This window comes from Sphingopyxis sp. CR5, from assembly GCF_059693785.1.
Window position 1 is genome coordinate 1 of the sequence record NZ_JCATIE010000016.1, and the last position, 15,999, is coordinate 15,999.

General features: G+C 66.7%; 19 protein-coding genes. 2 read left to right on the forward strand and 17 right to left on the reverse strand.

Annotated features, from left to right (window positions below):
• Positions 1-116: 116 nt before the first annotated feature.
• Together AC58D2_RS19170 and traA are read right to left on the reverse strand one after the other, a co-directional pair.
• The gene (locus AC58D2_RS19170) at positions 117-1,844 is read right to left on the reverse strand and encodes a type IV secretion system DNA-binding domain-containing protein (protein WP_497392644.1); all 1,728 of its coding nucleotides are present in this window, start codon (positions 1,842-1,844) and stop codon (positions 117-119) included.
• A complete protein-coding gene (gene traA / locus AC58D2_RS19175; protein ID WP_497392645.1) occupies positions 1,841-4,306 on the reverse strand; it encodes a Ti-type conjugative transfer relaxase TraA in 2,466 nt (821 codons plus the stop codon). Before traA ends, AC58D2_RS19170 begins: the two co-directional genes overlap by 4 nt.
• 184 nt (positions 4,307-4,490) lie before the next feature.
• On the opposite strand from traA, the gene AC58D2_RS19180 reads away from it, so the two are divergent.
• Both AC58D2_RS19180 and AC58D2_RS19185 read left to right on the forward strand, forming a co-directional pair.
• Entirely contained in the window at positions 4,491-4,784 is a 294-nt protein-coding gene (locus tag AC58D2_RS19180) for a conjugal transfer protein TraD (RefSeq protein WP_497392646.1), read from the forward strand.
• Between the two features lie 13 nt (positions 4,785-4,797).
• Positions 4,798-5,052: a conjugal transfer protein TraD gene (locus AC58D2_RS19185; protein ID WP_497392647.1), complete on the forward strand. Its 255-nt coding sequence runs from the start codon at positions 4,798-4,800 to the stop codon at positions 5,050-5,052.
• Positions 5,053-5,125: 73 nt separating this feature from the next.
• Here AC58D2_RS19185 and AC58D2_RS19190 read toward each other — a convergent pair whose 3' ends face one another.
• The 15 genes from AC58D2_RS19190 to AC58D2_RS19260 all read right to left on the reverse strand — a co-directional run bounded on the left by AC58D2_RS19190 (position 5,126) and on the right by AC58D2_RS19260 (position 15,912).
• Positions 5,126-5,836 (reverse strand): lytic transglycosylase domain-containing protein, encoded by a 711-nt coding sequence (locus tag AC58D2_RS19190; protein WP_497392648.1) that lies wholly within the window; start codon positions 5,834-5,836, stop codon positions 5,126-5,128.
• Positions 5,833-6,420 (reverse strand): S26 family signal peptidase, encoded by a 588-nt coding sequence (locus AC58D2_RS19195; RefSeq protein ID WP_497392649.1) that lies wholly within the window; start codon positions 6,418-6,420, stop codon positions 5,833-5,835. Before AC58D2_RS19195 ends, AC58D2_RS19190 begins: the two co-directional genes overlap by 4 nt.
• Positions 6,417-6,686, reverse strand: a complete 270-nt coding sequence (locus AC58D2_RS19200) for a helix-turn-helix transcriptional regulator (protein WP_497392650.1) — start codon at positions 6,684-6,686, stop codon at positions 6,417-6,419. Before AC58D2_RS19200 ends, AC58D2_RS19195 begins: the two co-directional genes overlap by 4 nt.
• A gap of 142 nt (positions 6,687-6,828) precedes the next feature.
• Positions 6,829-7,347: a DNA -binding domain-containing protein gene (locus tag AC58D2_RS19205; protein ID WP_497392651.1), complete on the reverse strand. Its 519-nt coding sequence runs from the start codon at positions 7,345-7,347 to the stop codon at positions 6,829-6,831.
• A gap of 55 nt (positions 7,348-7,402) precedes the next feature.
• A complete protein-coding gene (locus tag AC58D2_RS19210; protein ID WP_497392652.1) occupies positions 7,403-7,666 on the reverse strand; it encodes a transcriptional regulator domain-containing protein in 264 nt (87 codons plus the stop codon).
• Between the two features lie 188 nt (positions 7,667-7,854).
• Entirely contained in the window at positions 7,855-8,181 is a 327-nt protein-coding gene (locus tag AC58D2_RS19215; protein ID WP_497392653.1) for a DUF736 domain-containing protein, read from the reverse strand.
• A gap of 646 nt (positions 8,182-8,827) precedes the next feature.
• Positions 8,828-9,229: a type II toxin-antitoxin system VapC family toxin gene (locus AC58D2_RS19220; protein WP_497392654.1), complete on the reverse strand. Its 402-nt coding sequence runs from the start codon at positions 9,227-9,229 to the stop codon at positions 8,828-8,830.
• Positions 9,226-9,459 carry an antitoxin gene (locus tag AC58D2_RS19225; RefSeq protein WP_497392655.1) on the reverse strand — a complete coding sequence of 78 codons (234 nt, stop codon included), beginning with the start codon at positions 9,457-9,459 and terminating at the stop codon, positions 9,226-9,228. The genes AC58D2_RS19220 and AC58D2_RS19225 overlap by 4 nt, the downstream gene beginning before the upstream one ends.
• A 92-nt stretch (positions 9,460-9,551) precedes the next feature.
• Entirely contained in the window at positions 9,552-9,953 is a 402-nt protein-coding gene (locus AC58D2_RS19230; RefSeq protein ID WP_497392656.1) for a hypothetical protein, read from the reverse strand.
• A 130-nt stretch (positions 9,954-10,083) separates the two neighbouring features.
• Positions 10,084-10,248 carry a hypothetical protein gene (locus tag AC58D2_RS19235; protein WP_497392657.1) on the reverse strand — a complete coding sequence of 55 codons (165 nt, stop codon included), beginning with the start codon at positions 10,246-10,248 and terminating at the stop codon, positions 10,084-10,086.
• Between the two features lie 245 nt (positions 10,249-10,493).
• Positions 10,494-11,405 carry a DUF2493 domain-containing protein gene (locus tag AC58D2_RS19240; protein ID WP_497392658.1) on the reverse strand — a complete coding sequence of 304 codons (912 nt, stop codon included), beginning with the start codon at positions 11,403-11,405 and terminating at the stop codon, positions 10,494-10,496.
• A 312-nt stretch (positions 11,406-11,717) separates the two neighbouring features.
• On the reverse strand, positions 11,718-12,758 hold the full coding sequence (locus AC58D2_RS19245) for a DUF7146 domain-containing protein (protein WP_497392659.1): 1,041 nt from the start codon (positions 12,756-12,758) through the stop codon (positions 11,718-11,720).
• A 63-nt stretch (positions 12,759-12,821) separates the two neighbouring features.
• Positions 12,822-14,921: a ParB/RepB/Spo0J family partition protein gene (locus AC58D2_RS19250; protein ID WP_497392660.1), complete on the reverse strand. Its 2,100-nt coding sequence runs from the start codon at positions 14,919-14,921 to the stop codon at positions 12,822-12,824.
• 128 nt (positions 14,922-15,049) lie between these two features.
• On the reverse strand, positions 15,050-15,415 hold the full coding sequence (locus tag AC58D2_RS19255) for a DUF6915 family protein (RefSeq protein WP_497392661.1): 366 nt from the start codon (positions 15,413-15,415) through the stop codon (positions 15,050-15,052).
• Positions 15,416-15,426: 11 nt separating this feature from the next.
• Positions 15,427-15,912 (reverse strand): DUF6878 family protein, encoded by a 486-nt coding sequence (locus tag AC58D2_RS19260; RefSeq protein ID WP_497392662.1) that lies wholly within the window; start codon positions 15,910-15,912, stop codon positions 15,427-15,429.
• Positions 15,913-15,999: the final 87 nt, after the last annotated feature.

The window sequence follows — 15,999 nt, forward strand, 5'->3', positions numbered from 1 at the left end:
CGGCCCGATCACTTCCCATTCTTCGTCTGTAACGCCAATCCGCTCGCCCAAGGCAGCCTCCAAAAGCCAGCCTTGAATCAAGGTCCGAGTCCACAGTCAAGCTTTGTCCACGAAGCCTAGCAAGACGGCTTTGGAATTCGCACGCGTACCCACCCCGGTCGAGCCGCGCGGCTTGCAAAGCCTTCAAGATTCTCCAGCTGATTGATTTCGCTAGTGAGCGCCAGATTTTCCATGGAGCGTTTTGTCTGCAATGACATCGAAAGTGTCGCATACCTCCCGCGCGTTCGCGAGCAGTTGATATCATCGCGCTCGACCTCGCGATCGCCGATCAGATCGGATGCCAGCTTGGCAGTGCCACCATCCTCACTGGCGCCCGCCCGGAGCAGGAGCAAGTTTCCGCAGTTTTCAATTATGGTCTGCGCACCCTCGCCATAGACCTGTTTCACCTGCGCAAAGGACTGGAACCCGATTGCGACGCACCCCCCGAACTTCCTGAGCCGCGCCTGGGCATGCTGCAGCCCCTCAATCCGGCCCAGCGCATCGAGTTCGTCGACATGAAACCATATCCGTCGCTCGGTCGACGGTTCGAGCGACAGGGTTTCGAGGATGGCGATATTCATCCAGCAGGAGGCAAGCCCGCGCAATGCCGCGATCTGGTTGGCAGAATAGGGTATCCAGAGCGAGCCTTGGCCTTCGCGTATCCACCGCCGAACCGAGAAGGGAGTTCCCTTGGCCGAGGCAATCATCCGCAGATGCCCGATGGCGGGCGCGAGCGTTCCCAATATGCTGGCGAGCATGCGCTCGCCGCCGGGCTCGAAATAGCGCGATGCCGGCGTCCCCGCGCAGAGCGCTTGCAATTCATCGACCTTGCCGCCTCCCATCATCGAGGCGAACTCGTCCGAGCCGCCGAGGGCGAGCGTTACGAATGTCTCGAGCGCGCCGGCGAGCAATTGCTGGGCATAGGTGATCCACTGGTCCTGATCCCCGCGCCCGAGGTGCGGAAGCAGCGAAGCGGCGAGAAAGGCATAATCGCTCGGCGCTTCGATTTCGGCGAGCAGATCCCAACGCGCGCAGTCGGGGTGGAAGGGATTGAGGATGATGTCGCCTTCCTTGCGGAATAAGTCCATCGCGGTGCTCTCGGGATCGGCGACGATATGACGGTCGCCGCGCAGCATGGCGTCGGACATCAGCGCGCGCAGCGCGGTCGACTTGCCCGAGCCCGTCGCGCCGATCGCGGCGACATGCATGGTTTCATCCTCGCGGCTGAGGGGAACGCCCGCGAGGGTGACGCGGCCGGTTGCCCGCGCCCAGAGACGCCAGAGCCGTCCGAAACGGAATGTCCTGATTTTCGTACCGCGGATATGGCGGGTCCGCCGCGGCATCGCCGCGAGCCGCGCACCGATTGCGCCACCGAGAAAGGCGAAGGTCGCGGGCATCATCACCGCCGCCGGCCAGCTGATACCCTGGAAGTCGTGGTAGAGCAAATAGCCGATACCGCCGCCGCCGAGCCAACCCAGCGGCGCAAGCAGCAACGGCCAGGTAGTCCGCTTGCCGATCCCCTGAACGATGGCAATGGCGACGATGCCGGGCAGCATGGCAAGCGTAAACCAGAGCGGATAGCGATGCAGCGCGAGCCAGGCCCATCGTCGGCCAAGCCAAGGTTCGAGCGCCTCACGATGCGCCCAATGCTCGCGAACGAGATCGGCAAAGGCGAACTGGCTCTCGACCGGGATCAGTGTCCGCACGAGCGGCCAGCATGCGAAGATCGCTATCCACGCCGCGGCGAACGCCACGCCCTGGACGCCAGCATTGGATCCGTGTCCACCGGACATGTCGCCCATCATAGCTCGGCTCCATTGTCGCGCTCGCGCCCGCGCGCACGGCCGGTGACGGTCTCGGCTGCCTTGGCGAGCGCCTCGCGTATGGATTCCGCGGTGGGTTTAGGGGCGACGGCACGCGCGGCAACCATTTCGCGAAGGCGGCGCGCGCGATCCGATTGTGTGGGGGATTGGTCGGCGGAGTTGTCGCGCGCTGCCGCCTTGTCCGCCGCGGCGCCCTTCGTCGGCTCCGCCTGCCGCACAGGATCGCGCGCGGCTCGACCTCCCTTTCCAGCCCCATCACCATAATCGAGCGCCATGTCCTTCGGCCGCTCGCGGCCGAGCGCGCGGCGCAGCGCATGTTCACCGGCAAAATCGTCACGCCCATAATGGAGCGATGTGCCGCTGCGATGCCGGCTGAGTGCGACATAGGCGCTGTGCGCGTCGAGCCCGGGCGTCGCAAGGATATGGGTGCGGTCGACCGTCATGCCCTGCGTCTTGTGGACCGTCGCCGCATAGCCGTGATCGATATCGGCATAGGATTTGAGGTCGAGCGCGACGCGCCTGCCGTCGTCGAGCCGCACTTCGAGCCGGTCGCTCGCCGCCTTTTCGACGGTGCCGAGCGAACCGTTCTTCACCCCAAGCTCGCGCTCGTTGCGCAGGAAGAGAATGCGGTCATGCTCGGCAAATTGGCGGAGGCCGCGTTCGGTCCGCACGCCCACCTCCTCGCCCAGTTCGCCCTGTGCGATGAGCCGTTCGCGCGCCGCTCGGTTGAGCATTTCGACCTCCTTGTTCAAATGGGTGAGGATGATGCGCGAGGCGCCGGGATGGGCGCGGCGTTCGGCGTCCCAGCGGTCGACCAGCGCCGCGCGCGCCGCGTCACGCGTATCGGCGCTATGCACCATGCCGGCATCGGCATAGGCGGCAAGCGCCTCCCCGACTCTGCCGTTGGCGAGGTCGCGCGTTGCCGCGCGCATCCATTCGCTTTCCTGCCGGCGCACCTCGCCGATCTCGGCGGCACCGTGGCGCTCGGCGAGCAGTCGGAACGCCGCGCCCGCCTCGATCGCCTGAAGTTGCTGAACGTCGCCCACGAGCACGAGCTTGGCGCCCGCACCCTCGGCTTCGGCGAACACACGCCCTAACTGGCGGGTGCCGACCATCGCGGCCTCGTCGATGACAAGGACATCGCGCGCTGTCAGCCGGTCAGATCCGCGCGCCCAGCCATGTTCGAAGCTCGCGATCGTGCGCGAGGCGATGCCCGATCCGCTTTCGAGATTCTCGGCCGCAATACCCGAGAGCGCCGCGCCGCGAACCTGATAGCCCGCAGCCTCCCATGCTTCGCGCGCAACTCCGAGCATCGCCGACTTGCCGGCGCCCGCATAGCCGACGACAAGGCTGAGCCCGCTATCCCGCGTCACATGATCCAGCGCGCGCCGCTGCTCGGCGCCGAGCCAAAGGCCGCGCGCATGGGCGATCCTCATCGCGGCAATTTCGACCTCGATCCTGTCGATCCGATGCGATGAAACCGCCAGCGCGTCGGCGCTCCTCATCAGCGCCTGCTCAGTCTGGAGCATGGAAGCCGTCGTGAAGCGCTCCTGCCCGCGTCCATCGCGGCCGAGCGCGAGCAGCGCATCCGACGCGCGCATCGCCGCGAACACCGCGTCGAACTGCTCAATGCCGTCCGATTGACGATGCGCGAACATCGCAAGGTCGCGCCGGGTGAAGGTCGCCTGCGTGCGTGTCAGCGCTTCGAGACCGACAGCAGGATCGGCGATGATCGCAGCGCCATTGGCTCGCGCGATCGCGCGATGATCGCCGGCGCGTTCGGCCTCTTCGCCCTTCGCTTCGCGCCGTGCCGCGGCGGCGCCGATCTTGTGCTGCGGTTCGAGCGCGATGCCCTGGTCGGCATAGCTGCGATGATCGATCCGCGCTTCGATACCGAGGTCAGCGCAGCGATCGTTGACATGCTCCGCCCAGGCCGCGCGCCAATGCTGAAGCAGCGCGGTCGCATTCCATTCGCGCACTTTGGCGCCGAAGCCCTCGCCCCCAACCTCGCGCAACGTCAGCATGACATGGGCGTGCGGTTTGGCCTCGCCGTCGGCGCCGATATCCCAATGGATATTGAGATCGGCGATCATGCCGCGGTCGACAAATTCGCGCTCGACGAACTCGCGGGCGAGCGCGATGCCCTGTTCTTGCGACATCTCGCGCGGGATTGCGAATTCGACCTCGCGCGCGAGTTGCGCGTCCTTGCGCTTCTCGACCGCCTCGACCTCATTCCAGAGCGTTGCCCGGTCGCGCAGACGCTCGGGCGCCCCTTGCGGGAGCATCACTTCGCTATGAACGACGCCTGCCTTGTTAGTGAAATCATGCGCGCGTCCCAGCCGCTCGTCATGGAGCCGCTCGGCGGCGCGGTAGGCGGCCGCGGCGACCGCGCTTCGCCCCGCGCCGCGTCCGATCATCTTTGCCGAGAAATGGTAGATCGCCATGATGGGGCCGATTGTAGGCCGAGGTCCCGCGATGTCGGTACGACGTATAAGCGCGCGCTCCTACGCTGGAGCGCTACGGAGAGATTTTCGGCATTGAACGGAGGGTCACGCAGGCCACTTCGCCAACATCACCACGCGATCAGGAGATGCGACAATGCGAAAGGTTCGGGATTATGATGCGGAGTTGAAGGCGCTCGCCGAGCGCGCAAAACAACTGCAACAGCGCAAGGTGCAGCAATTCGGCGAACTGGTCGAAGCCACCGGCGCCGGCGCGCTCGATCCCGACGTGCTGGCGGGTGCGCTGCTCGCGGCGGTGGCCGAAAGCGACAAGGCCCGCATCGCCGATTGGCGAAGGCGCGGCGCGGACTTTTTTCGCAAGAACAGCCGCACGCGCGGCGCTCGTAGAAACGGGGCGGGCAGCAAAGCGGCTGCGGCAAGCGCTCCACCGGATCGAAGCGGCGAAAGCGCGAACGGATAACAGGGCCTGGGTCGTGGCGCGGCGCGAGCGCACCAGACATCTAATCGAACTCGGCGGCCTCGTGCAGAAGGCCGGGCTGGTGGAAGTCGCCGACGATGATCGCGCGATGCTGTATGGCGCGTTCCTCGACATAGCGCAGCGGATGCGCGGGTCTGACGGCGAACAGATCAAGCTACTGATGCGCCGACGCGGCGCGCGAGCATTCGCTGAAGAAGCCGAAGCTGCCGCACGCGAGAAATTCGGCGGCATCATGCACAAAGATCGGTGATTGAAAAATGGAACCGGCGACAGGGAATGACGCCGGCCCCAGACCGGGTGCGCGCAGTTCGCTCGCGCGTGCATCAATCGCTTCTGACTTCGCTGCGTCGGGCCGTTTCCGTCAATTGGGTCGACGCTGTCAGCGGAAACAGCCCATACGACGACCGTGATTGCGCGCCGTCTTCTGCATCGCCGTCGGCTTCGACCGATCGCGACGGCTGCGCCGCCTGAGTCCGGAGCGCGGGCATGAACAATCCGGCTTCCTGCCAGCGTGTCGTTGGAGCCCGGTCCGCCTGTGCATATGATGGCGCGCGCGGCGGCGCCTTGCCGGTCAGCGCGGCGGCATAAGCGACAGTCTCGACGGGGAGCGGAACACCATCGCGCACATGGCGTCGGTAACGGCCCGGCCCGGCATTATAGGCCGAATAAGCGCCCGGCATTCCGAACTGGCGCACCAGTTCGGCGAGGTAAAGCGCACCGCCGATCATGTTCATTCGCGCATGCCATGGATCGCGGCCGAGGCCATAGCGCCGGGTCAGATAGGTCCAGGTCGGCGGCATGATCTGCATGCAGCCCATCGCGCCCTTCGGCGAGATCGCACGCGGGCGGCCGCGGCTCTCGGCATGCATGACGCGGAGGATGATGTCGGCGGACAGACCGGAGCGCCGCGCCGCTTCGGGCGCATGATGCGCACAGGCGCTTGCGTCGTGCGGCATCACGCCGGTCGGCGCGGCCGAAATGCTCGCCGGTGCCAGCGCGGCGACGGCAAGCGCGATGCGAAGCGAGGCGCTCATCGCCAAGTCCAGACGAGCTTGGCGCGGCCGATGATCTGCGCACGCGTGACCGGTCCGAAATAGCGGCTGTCAAACGACGCCGCGCTCGCCGGCGCGATCAGGAAGAATTCGCCCGAGCGAAGGCGGCGACAGCCTGACCAACGCGGCAGCGGACGGCCGAGTTGGTCGTTCGGTAACGCAAGCGCGGCGGCAAGGTCATCGATGATGACGCTATGCCCAGTCCGGCAGACGGTCGCGCCCGCGACCGCTGCGACGGGCTTGAGCAGCGGTACGCCGCGCTCGACATAGCGCCGCTCGGCCATCAGCCGTTCGAGTGCCGGCGACGGGCGTACCAGCACCAGGTCGCCGACACCGATGTTGGCGGACGGCTCGATCCGGTAAAGGCCGACCGGCACGCTCGCCGAAGCATTCCAGACGAGGCGAAGCGGCATCGCGTGTAGGGCCGGAAGGAGAAGCGCCGCGACCGCGCCGCCCACGAGGAGCAGCGGTGCACGGCGCGGGGAGCAGTGGCGCATTTTCGGTTCGGGCGGCTTCCGCGTTTCAGCCGACTGACCGGATCGCGAAGCCGATGGGCGACCCATCATCGCCCGCGCCCCTGAGCCGGATCGTCGCGGCGCCGCACGGCGGGCGGGACGCTGCCATTGTTCGGGTCGGACGTCGACGCGCAGGCGCCGCGATCGGCCCAGGCGCGCAGGTCCTCGAGTGTGTAGAGGACGCGCCCGCCGACCTTGCGATAGGCAGGGCCGGTTCCATAGGTGCGATGCTTTTCGAGCGTGCGCGCCGAGAGGCCGACATAATGGGCGGCCTCCTTGGTTCTGAGATAGCGCGTGTCCTTGATGATGTCGGCCATGCCGAAGCTCCTTCGCCTGAGTTGGGCGCGGCCCTGGTGGGGCGTCCGCGCGGACCCGGCGATCATCGGCGCGAAAAGGAGGGCCGTGGTGGCCGGAAAGGGAGGACGCCGATTCCGGCCACGGGCAGAGCACGCGAGCGCGCTAGGATCGGCCGCGTGACGATGCGAGCAGCGACCTGTATCCGCCGGCGACCAGCGACGATGCCGTCTCGGCGAGGCGGCGGAGATCGGCGCGCTCCGAACTCGACCGCCAATCGTCCGGCATCGGGTCGAGTAGTTCGGCGGCAATGTCGCGGAGCGACGCGCCGTCCGCTTGGCGATCGTGGATATAAAGCATCGCGGCATGGCGATGGGCATGGGCGAAGGGCGCCGTGCGAAGCGGCGGCCCGAGTCCGATCGCGCGGCGGAACTGCGACGCCACGCGCACCCGGTCGGCATGATGACGATCGGGATGGAGGTAAAGGCCCAAGGCGCCGCCCGGTTCGGGCTCGAGCCCGGCGGGTAGCCAGAGCGCCAGTTCGGGCGCGCCGTGGCGGCGCAGGAGCAGCGCAGTGCCGCCGGGCGCGGCGATGCGGATCAACCGGTCGCCCCATTGGTCGGGCCGGAAGCGAAGATCACCGAGCCGCCGTGCCCATGGCACGGGCCGGACGACGGTCAGCATCGCGGCATCGACCGACGGGTGCCAAACGACCGGCGGGCGATCGCTCGCGGGTATGTCAGGCGACGGCGCGAAAGCAGAGGCCCCAATGGGACCACCTCCGTGCCAGCGGATGGAGCGGGAGATCGACGAGCGGGCGGCGCGATCGGCGAGCCGCATCCACGGCGACCCGGGTTGCGTGCCGCGCGGCAGGCCTGGCGGGATCCCAGAGCGCGCGAAAATCGGGATTGCGCCGCAGCCATTCCCACGCGAAATCGCGCGCCGTCAATGGAATCAGTACCCGATAGGCCTCGGGCAGGCGAAAGCGATGATAACCCGGCATCCGAACCTCCTCGATGCCCCTCGCGCCCGATCATGGCGTAGAGGAGTCGGTCGTCAATGCGGGCCGGGCTGAAAGCGGTTGAAGCCAGTGCTTCATTCAAATTGCTGGAAATGTTCGACAATGAGCGCAGCCGAGCAAGGCAAGGCCCCGCCCGGAGGGTTCCGGGCGGGGCTGCGGTGAGCCTCGGCTCAATCGCCGTTACGGCGGCTCGGGCGCGACCAGATGAGGTTGTAGGTCTCGCCGCCCTCGTCGTCGAAGAGGTTGGCGTAGATCGGAGCGGTGAAGCTCGGATCGTCGAGCTTGAGGCCCAGATAATCGCGACCTTCGTTCGACTGCTTGGTCCAGGCGGCGCCGATCTCGGCGCGGCCGACCATGACCCGGTGCGAAGGAGCGTTTTCGCTGACGGCACTGCTGTCGGGAACGATGCGGACGCCCTTGGCCTGGACGCTGAGGGTGGTGATGTCGCCGACGAACTCGCCGTTGGCGGTCTTCTTGAAGGTGCCGATGGTGGCCATGATAAGTCTCCTGTCCTGATCTCGAGGTGCGCGACCATCGCGGCCTCGATGGCTTGGGACATGACCGGGGCTGCCGCGGCTGCAGTCCAGAGGACCCGAGCGAAGCGCTGGACAGCGGCGGGCGCGCTTTTTTGCCTCGCGAGGAGGACGGCAAGGCCGTCCGGGGAAAAAAGCGCGCCCAAGCTGTTGCGGCCCCGAGCGGCAGAGGCGAAGCCGGTTTCGGTCATCAAGCCATCCGGGAGAGGCCGTGATGGTCGCGCAGCCCAGGTCAACCCAGCAGGAGACATGGCGGGCATTCGGAACCAGTCCAGATCGGACCGCGAACGAGCTTAGAGATGGCTAGCCCCGGTTAAATTAAGGCGGGGTTCTCACAGCCATTCCCGACGCCCGAAGAGCGAATCCGCACCTCAAGGGGCGGGATTCCCGGCCTGCGAGCGGACCGCGGCGCAGCCCTCGGACGTCCGCGACGTACCGGATGATCGAGCGCGTGCCGAGCGATCGGTTTTGCTCGCAGCCTTTCAAACGCGAGGTGGCCACCTCACCGCTTTCCTGTCGCTTCGTCTAGGTTATGGTCGATGATGCCAAACGAAAGCCCCGCCAGGACCATTCCGGGCGGGGCTTTGCGAGGACGCAACGCGTGTGGCCTTTATTCCAGCCAGTTCTCGACCTTGAGCGATGCGACGCGCGCAAATTCGCGGACATTGTCGGTGACGAGGATGGCATCGATCGTGAGCGCGTGCGCCGCGATCAACATGTCATTGCCGCCGATCGGCGTGCCGCGGCGCTCGAGATCGGTGCGAAGTTCCGCGTATCGCGCATCGGCGGGCGGCTCGAGGGCAAGTACCGGCAGGATATCGAGTATGGCCTCGACCTGGGCGGTCAACCGCGCCGATCCTTTCTTACGCGCCCCGAACCGAAGTTCGGCCGCGCAGACGATGCTTGTCGCGACCATCTGCTCGCCGACCCCAGCAATGCGCCGCGCTACCGATCCATGCGGATCGCGGACGAGTGACGACAGGATATTGGTATCGAGCAGATATTGGTTCACAGATTGACGGGCTCGGGCTTGGGATCGTCGATCTCGGGGAAGCTTTCATCGATCGGCTCGAGCGAGGCGAGCAGCGCGAGCAGCGACCGGGGCGGCGCCGCCTCGATCACGATCCTGCCATTCTCCTTGCGCATGATCGCATCCTCGCCCGGCAGTTCGAACTCGCGCGGAATCCGCACCGCCTGGCTGCGGCCGTTCTTGAACAATTTAACATGACGTTCGGCGCCCATCGCAATCTCACTCCTTGGCATATACCATAGCATATGCCATGTGGTGGGCAGATTCAAGACCGACGGTGCGGTCCCATGTCGGATAAGACGGATCAGTAAGCCCGTGCCACGAGCCGATTGGCCGCGACGATGCCGCAGGCGAGGCCGGCGAGCAGCGCCGCGGCGAGCGCGAGACCGGCAAAGCCGGCGAGGTTCGCGAGCGCGCAGCCGAGCAGGCCGCCCGCTACCGCGGCGGGAAAGGCGAAGATCGCGATCAGCAACCCGCGCTCCAGCGAGCCGCGTACGGTGAGGCCGGCGAAGTGGCCGCCTGCAATCGCGACGAACATGGAGGCCGCTCCAACGAGCACGGCCACCGGCGTCGAAAAGCCAAGGGTGGCCGCAGCGAAGCCAGCGGCCAGACCGAGGGCGATCGGCAACGCGTGCGTCGCGAAGCCGGAGAGATAGTAAATCAGCAGGCCAAGGCCGAGCAGGGTCAACGGCAAGGTAATCGCCATGGCGTCATCTCCTTTGCAAAAGGGATCGGACGCGCATCCACCAGCCACCGTCGCGCATCGGCATCATAGGATATTTTGAGCGGCGCGATAAGATCGAACGGACAGCGTTCGGTACAAACACCCCGCGCGCTCAAGAAGCGAAAACATAATATTCGGAGACGATCCGGTTGGGGTCGCCGTCATAATCGTCGCTCGGCATCACCGCATATCCGCTGTCGGTGAGGATGAGGAGGATGACGACCTTGAGGCTGCAGGCGAGGCTCCAGGCGTAACGCTGTGCGGCTTCGAGCGACATGGGTTTGGCTCCTGTCCGAAGGAGCGAGGCCATCCCCGCTCGACAGGCGCCGACGCTGCCGGCCTTCCGGCCGCGATCATCGCGAGGGCCAGCACGGTCCCGCGACCGCATGCGCGCGCGCATAGCGGACCCCCTGCGGGTTGATCGGATGAGGCCGGAGGCCGGCCAGGACATGCGCCTTCCAAGAGCGGGGATGGCCCCGCTCCGGGATTGGGGGCGACATGCACGGATGCGCAGTGTGCGGCTCATTCGAACCGCCAGACCTTGATTCCCATCTTCCGCGCCTTGTCGGCGAGATTGGCGCTGATGCCCGTGCCCGGAAAATGGAGGACGCCCGCGGGCAATTGTTCGAGCAGCCGGTCGTTGCGCTTGAAAGGCGCTGCCTTGGCGTGGCGATTCCAGTCGGGCCGGAAGGTGATCGCGGCGACCTTGCGGGTGCGCGCCCAGCAGTTGGCGATATGCTCCGCGCCGCCCGGGGTTCCTCCGTGCAGCAGGACCATGTCGGGATAGCGCGCAAAGACCTTGTCGAGCGCCGCCCAGATACGCGCGTGGTCCTGATAGTCGGCGCCGCCGGTAATGGCGATCTTCGTTCCCTCGGGAACAAGGACCTCCCGGTCGGCGCGCTTGCGCGCCGCGATATAGTCGCGGCTGTCGATCATGCTGGCGGTCAGCGCCTTGCGGTTGACCAATGATCCGCTGCGCGGGGTCCAGGGCTTGCCGATATGGATGCGATATTGATCGGCGGCGCAGTCGCGGAAGAACTCCATGGCATCGCGCCGTTCGATCAGGCTCGTGCCTTCGCGCAGCAGCGTCTCGAGTTCGACCGATTTGACCTCGGACCCGTCCTGTTCGCGGACCGAGCGGCGCTGCACCTGTTCATTGTCGTCGAGCTCGCGTTCGATGCGCTCGCCGGCGCGGTGGAAGATATTACCGATCGCCCAGAGCAGATTGTCCAGATCGGGCTCGAGCCTGGTATCCTGAAGCGTCGCGACCATCGCGTCGAACATGTCGGCGATCGCGCCGGATGCCATTCGCGCTTCGGGTAGCGGGCGCGGATCGGGCTCGTCCTCAAAGGGCCGGTAGCCGTGCATCGCGAGTTCATCGAGCAAGTGGGCGGTCGCGCCCGATTGGGGAATATCGTCATCATCGTGGGTCATGATCGTCTCCGTCGTCTCGACCCGCACGGGGTTCGGCGGGCCTTGCGGGCGATCCGGACGGCAGCGGCGGGCTGGCGGCGCACCCCGTCGGACGATGACGATCATGACCACTCGTCGCTCCGGGGCCGAAGCGAAGCGGAGGGCGGGGCACGGCGGCTATTTTGTTTCGCGCTGCAAAGCGAGCGAGCCGCAGGCTGCGAGCGGCGGAAAATAGTCGCCGCGCCCCGTTGCGGCGGCAGGGCGCCGCTGCCAGATCGCCCCTCTTAAAGGCCCAGACCCCGTTCGGCTCTCCAGACCGCGGGCATGACCCGATCAGGTGACGAGAAAGCGGTTGGCGTCGTCCGCCGTCAGTTGGTCGGTGAGCGCGGTCACAAGCCCGTCGTGGCCGACCGCGAGGAGCGCGTCGTTGAAGTCGCTTCCCGTCGGGGGCACGAGCGGCAAGATCTCGATCCCGTCCTTTGCGCCGCGGGCGACCAACGCCGACCAAGCGGCATCACCCGAAGGATCGGCATCGCGCACGACATAGAGGCGTCGCAGCGGCGCCGGCCATGCAAGGGCGGCGAGATGCGCTCCCGACAGCGCCGCGATCATCGGCAGCGTCGGCATCGGCCCGCGCAGCGAGAGGATGGTTTCGAGGCCTTCGCCCGCGGCCATCACGGGACCGGCCGTGCCGAAGCGCACCCCGTGGCCCAGAAGATCCCCCATCGCGCGGCGCGGGGTTGCCACCGGCGCCTTGTCGAGGTTCGCGGCATCAATCCAGGTGCGGTGAACGCCTGTGATCGTGCCGTCCTCGTCGGTGACAGCGGCGATCAGGGCCGGGAATGCTTTGGGCGTGCCGGGAGCATCGTCGGCATTCGGCCGATACCAGCAGCGCGGATGGTAGCGCAGCCAGCATTCTCCGCGCACATTTGCGACGCCGCGCCGCAGGAGATAGGATTCGGCGAGCGTGCCCGCGATCGGGCGCGACGCCGCGAACAGGCGGCGCGCCGCCTTGCGCGACCCGCGCGGCGCGGGCGGGTCTTGCGGATCATAATTATCTGCCGGTTGCGGTAGGGCGAGAAAGCGGCGCGCCTCTTCGAGCGTATCGGCGAGCCGGGCGTGCCCCTGATTCAGCGCGATGAGGTCAAGCAGGTCGCCATGCTCGCCCGTCGCAGCATCGGTCCATTTGCCCGCGGCACCACGGCCATGATCGCCGCCCTTCAGCCGCACATAGAGACTGCGGCCCGGCGACCCGTGGACGTCGCCCACCGTCCAATATTGCCCCGCGCGGCGGCCTTCGCGAAGATAATGGCGGCAGACGGCTTCGGCCCTGCGGGCGAGAGCACGCGCGAGCTCGGATGCGGCTGAAGCCATAAGCGCTCCCTTGACGAAAAATGGGGTCCGCCGCGTGGGCGGACCCCGATGGAATGCCAGTTGCTATTCGGCCGCGACCGCGAAGTCCGCGTCGCCCGTCCCATCGTCGCCGGGACCGGCCTCGGCGTCGATGGCCTGTTCACCGTCGTTCGCCGCCGCCTCGACGACCGGCGTGCGCAGCGGCTCGGCGAGCCAGCCGCTGCCCGCGAGCATCTCCTCCGCCGCCTTCGCCATCTCGGGCTTCTTGAGTCCGTCGATGCGCTGGGCCGCCTCAGCCCCACGCGCCTCCTCGACCGCGGCGAGGATGTGCGGCTTGGTCACGCGGCCGAGATAATTGTCGACCGTCGGGTTCCAGCCTGCCGCGACCATATCGAGCCCGACCCCGCGCGCGAGGATATGCGAGTGCGCGATCCGACCCGCAACCGTGCGCTCGGAGACGCTGCCCTGATTATAGCGCGTCGCCGCTTCCCACAGCGCATTGACGCCGCACGAGGCGCAATGCGCGAACAGCGCCGCCTGTTCGTCGGCGTCGAGCGCGGCGAGCATATGCCAGAGGTCGCCCGGCGAATCCGGCAGTCGCTCGGACCAGCTTTCGTGCCGCGCATCGACCGCCTTCGCCGCCGCGCAGTCGCCGAGACCCGACGCATGCGCGCCAAGATAGGGAGAGCGGATCGAGACCTGCAAGCAGGTGTCGCTGCCGGCATAATTGTAGAAGGTGTCGAGCACGAAGGCGTGCAGCACCGCGGCGAAGGCGACCTGCGGCGACCGCGCGAGCGCATCGCGCAGCGCGATCGTCCGATAAGCGGTGAGTTCGGTCACGAGGCGGTCGGGAAGCGGGCGGAGCATATCCTCCTGCTCGTCCTCGTCCGCCGCGTCGTCGACGCCGGGCACGCCGCTGACGATCACGCCGTCCCGATCGGCGTCGACGGAATCGCCCTCCCCGGACGCGATGCCGTCCTCGCCTTCCTCCGCCTCGTCGGCGGGTTCGTCCTCGGGCCGCACATAGCCGCGCTCGACATGGAGCGAACCATCGACGTCGATGCTGACGAAGGCGCCGGCGCGCGCCTGCTCCTCGGCATCATAGGCGAGCGGCCGCGTGACGAGCATCGCGATCGCTTCGTCGATCGCGGTGATGCGGTCGGAGACCTCGTCGGGGATGTCGTCGGCGCCCGCCCATTGATCCTCGAGCCGGTCGGCTTCTTCGCGCAGCGACTCGAGTTCGGCGTCTTCCTCCGCGGTACGCGAAATCGGCTCACCGTCGATCGGCCGCATGTCGAAGCGATGGCCGTACGGGAAGTCGACCGCGACCGCGACCCACTTCCAGCCCTCGGCGCCGATGCGCTCGCCTTCGGCCCTGAGTTTCTCGTCAACGAGCCGGTCGAGCAAGGCCACATCCTGCAGCCAGCCGCCGCCGTCTTCCTCGAACAGGTCGCGCAGCACATAGCCGCCAGCTTCGATATAGGCGTCGAGGGTGACGAAGCGAACGCGCTTGTCGGACGCGCGCACGGTCTCCTCGGTCAGTCTGCGGCGGATATAATAAGCCTCATTCTGGTAGCTGCCCTTGAGCTGCTCCCAGACCTGCTCCTGCCGTTCATGATCCTCCGACACCGCGAAAGCGATGAGCTGTTCGAGCGTCATGCCGTCCTCGGCATAGACCGCGTGCAGCTTCGGCGACACCGATGCGAGGCGCAGCCGCTGCTTCACCACCGCGGGGGTGACCATGAAGGTGGCGGCGATCGTCTCGATGTCGGTGCCCTGATCGACAAGCTGCTGCATCGCGCGGAACTGGTCGAGCGGGTGCAGCGGCTCGCGGTGGACATTCTCGGCGAGCGAGTCTTCCTCGGCCGAGATCGTGTCGTCCTCGCGCACGATGCACGGCACGGCCTCGGTTTTCGCCATCTTGCGCTGCTTGATGAGGGCCTGCAGCGCGCGGAAGCGGCGGCCACCGGCGGGGACTTCGAACTTGCCGGTCTCGGCGCCAGTTTCATCGCGCTGGACGCGGACGGTGAGGCTCTGCAAGAGGCCGCGCCGCGCGATATCGGCGGCGAGCGCGTCGATCGAGACGCCCGCCTTCACCCGACGGACATTAGCCTGGCTCAGTACCAGCTGGTTGAAAGGAATGTCCCGCGAGCCCGACAGGGCGATCTTCACATGTTTCGTCATGATCATTCTCCAGGACGGGCGGCGAAGAGACTCTCTCTCTTCGCCTCCAACCCGTCATGGGAGCGGCGCAGCCCTCTTCCTCTGGGGAGGAGAAAGCCGGGCCGCGCGCCCGGCGGAACGCCGGACGGTCAGGCCGCTATTGCGAACGGATCGACGGCCGCGTGGATCGGCTGCGCCCGGCCCATCCAGGGCTCGGGCCGGATGCAGCGCACCCAGTCGGCGAAGCTCGGGATGAACCCCAGATCTTCGACGACATGCTGCTCGCCGATCAGCCGGACGGGGACGATCCGCCCGGTCGAGACGGTGATGACGGGTCCGAAGAAGCGTTCGAGCATGAAGATGCCCTCGGCATGATGGCGGAGCGCCCGGTGCCGGAAGTCGGCGGTGATCAGCTTCGACGGCTCGTCGAACCATTGATGAAGCGGCAGATAATCCTCCGCCGTCCCACCCCATTTCTTCACGCTTGAGAGCGCGTGGTGATAACAATGTCCCATCGCGCCCTCCGTCAGAATTCGTGGCTGTAATGTTCGGAGGTCTCGTACCGCTCATTATAGTCGAGCGTGATCGATCCCGCCGCGACTTCGAAGCTGAACTCGCCAAAGGCACCTTCGTTATTCTCCCAGCCGCCGTGGGTGGATTCGAGAAAGGCGTAAGCAAGCGTTTCGATCGCCTCGGCGAGCGGTTCGGACAGCGTCTCGGGTTCGTCCTGCCCGAAATAAATCTTCTGGATCTCCACCTCGCTGGCAGGAAGCGGACGTTCACCGTCCTCCGGGCCGAACGCCGTCACCTCTTCGATCTGGCCGCTATCGCCATAGCCATCGAAGCGGACGACGACCTTGGAGATATCGGCATCGCGCAGCACGGCGAACAACGCGGCTTTGTTGGCAGGGTGAAGCTCCGCAGCCCGCGCTTCGAACGCCCGGTAGCGATGCAGGAAATCCGCAGAGTCTGGGATCGGCGTCGGCGGAGGGGTAGGATTTTCATCGGTCATGGCACATCTCCACGACGGGCGGCCGCGAGCCTCTCTCGCGGCTTCCAGCCCGTCATGGGCGCGGGGGGGGGCCCCCCCCCTTCAGGA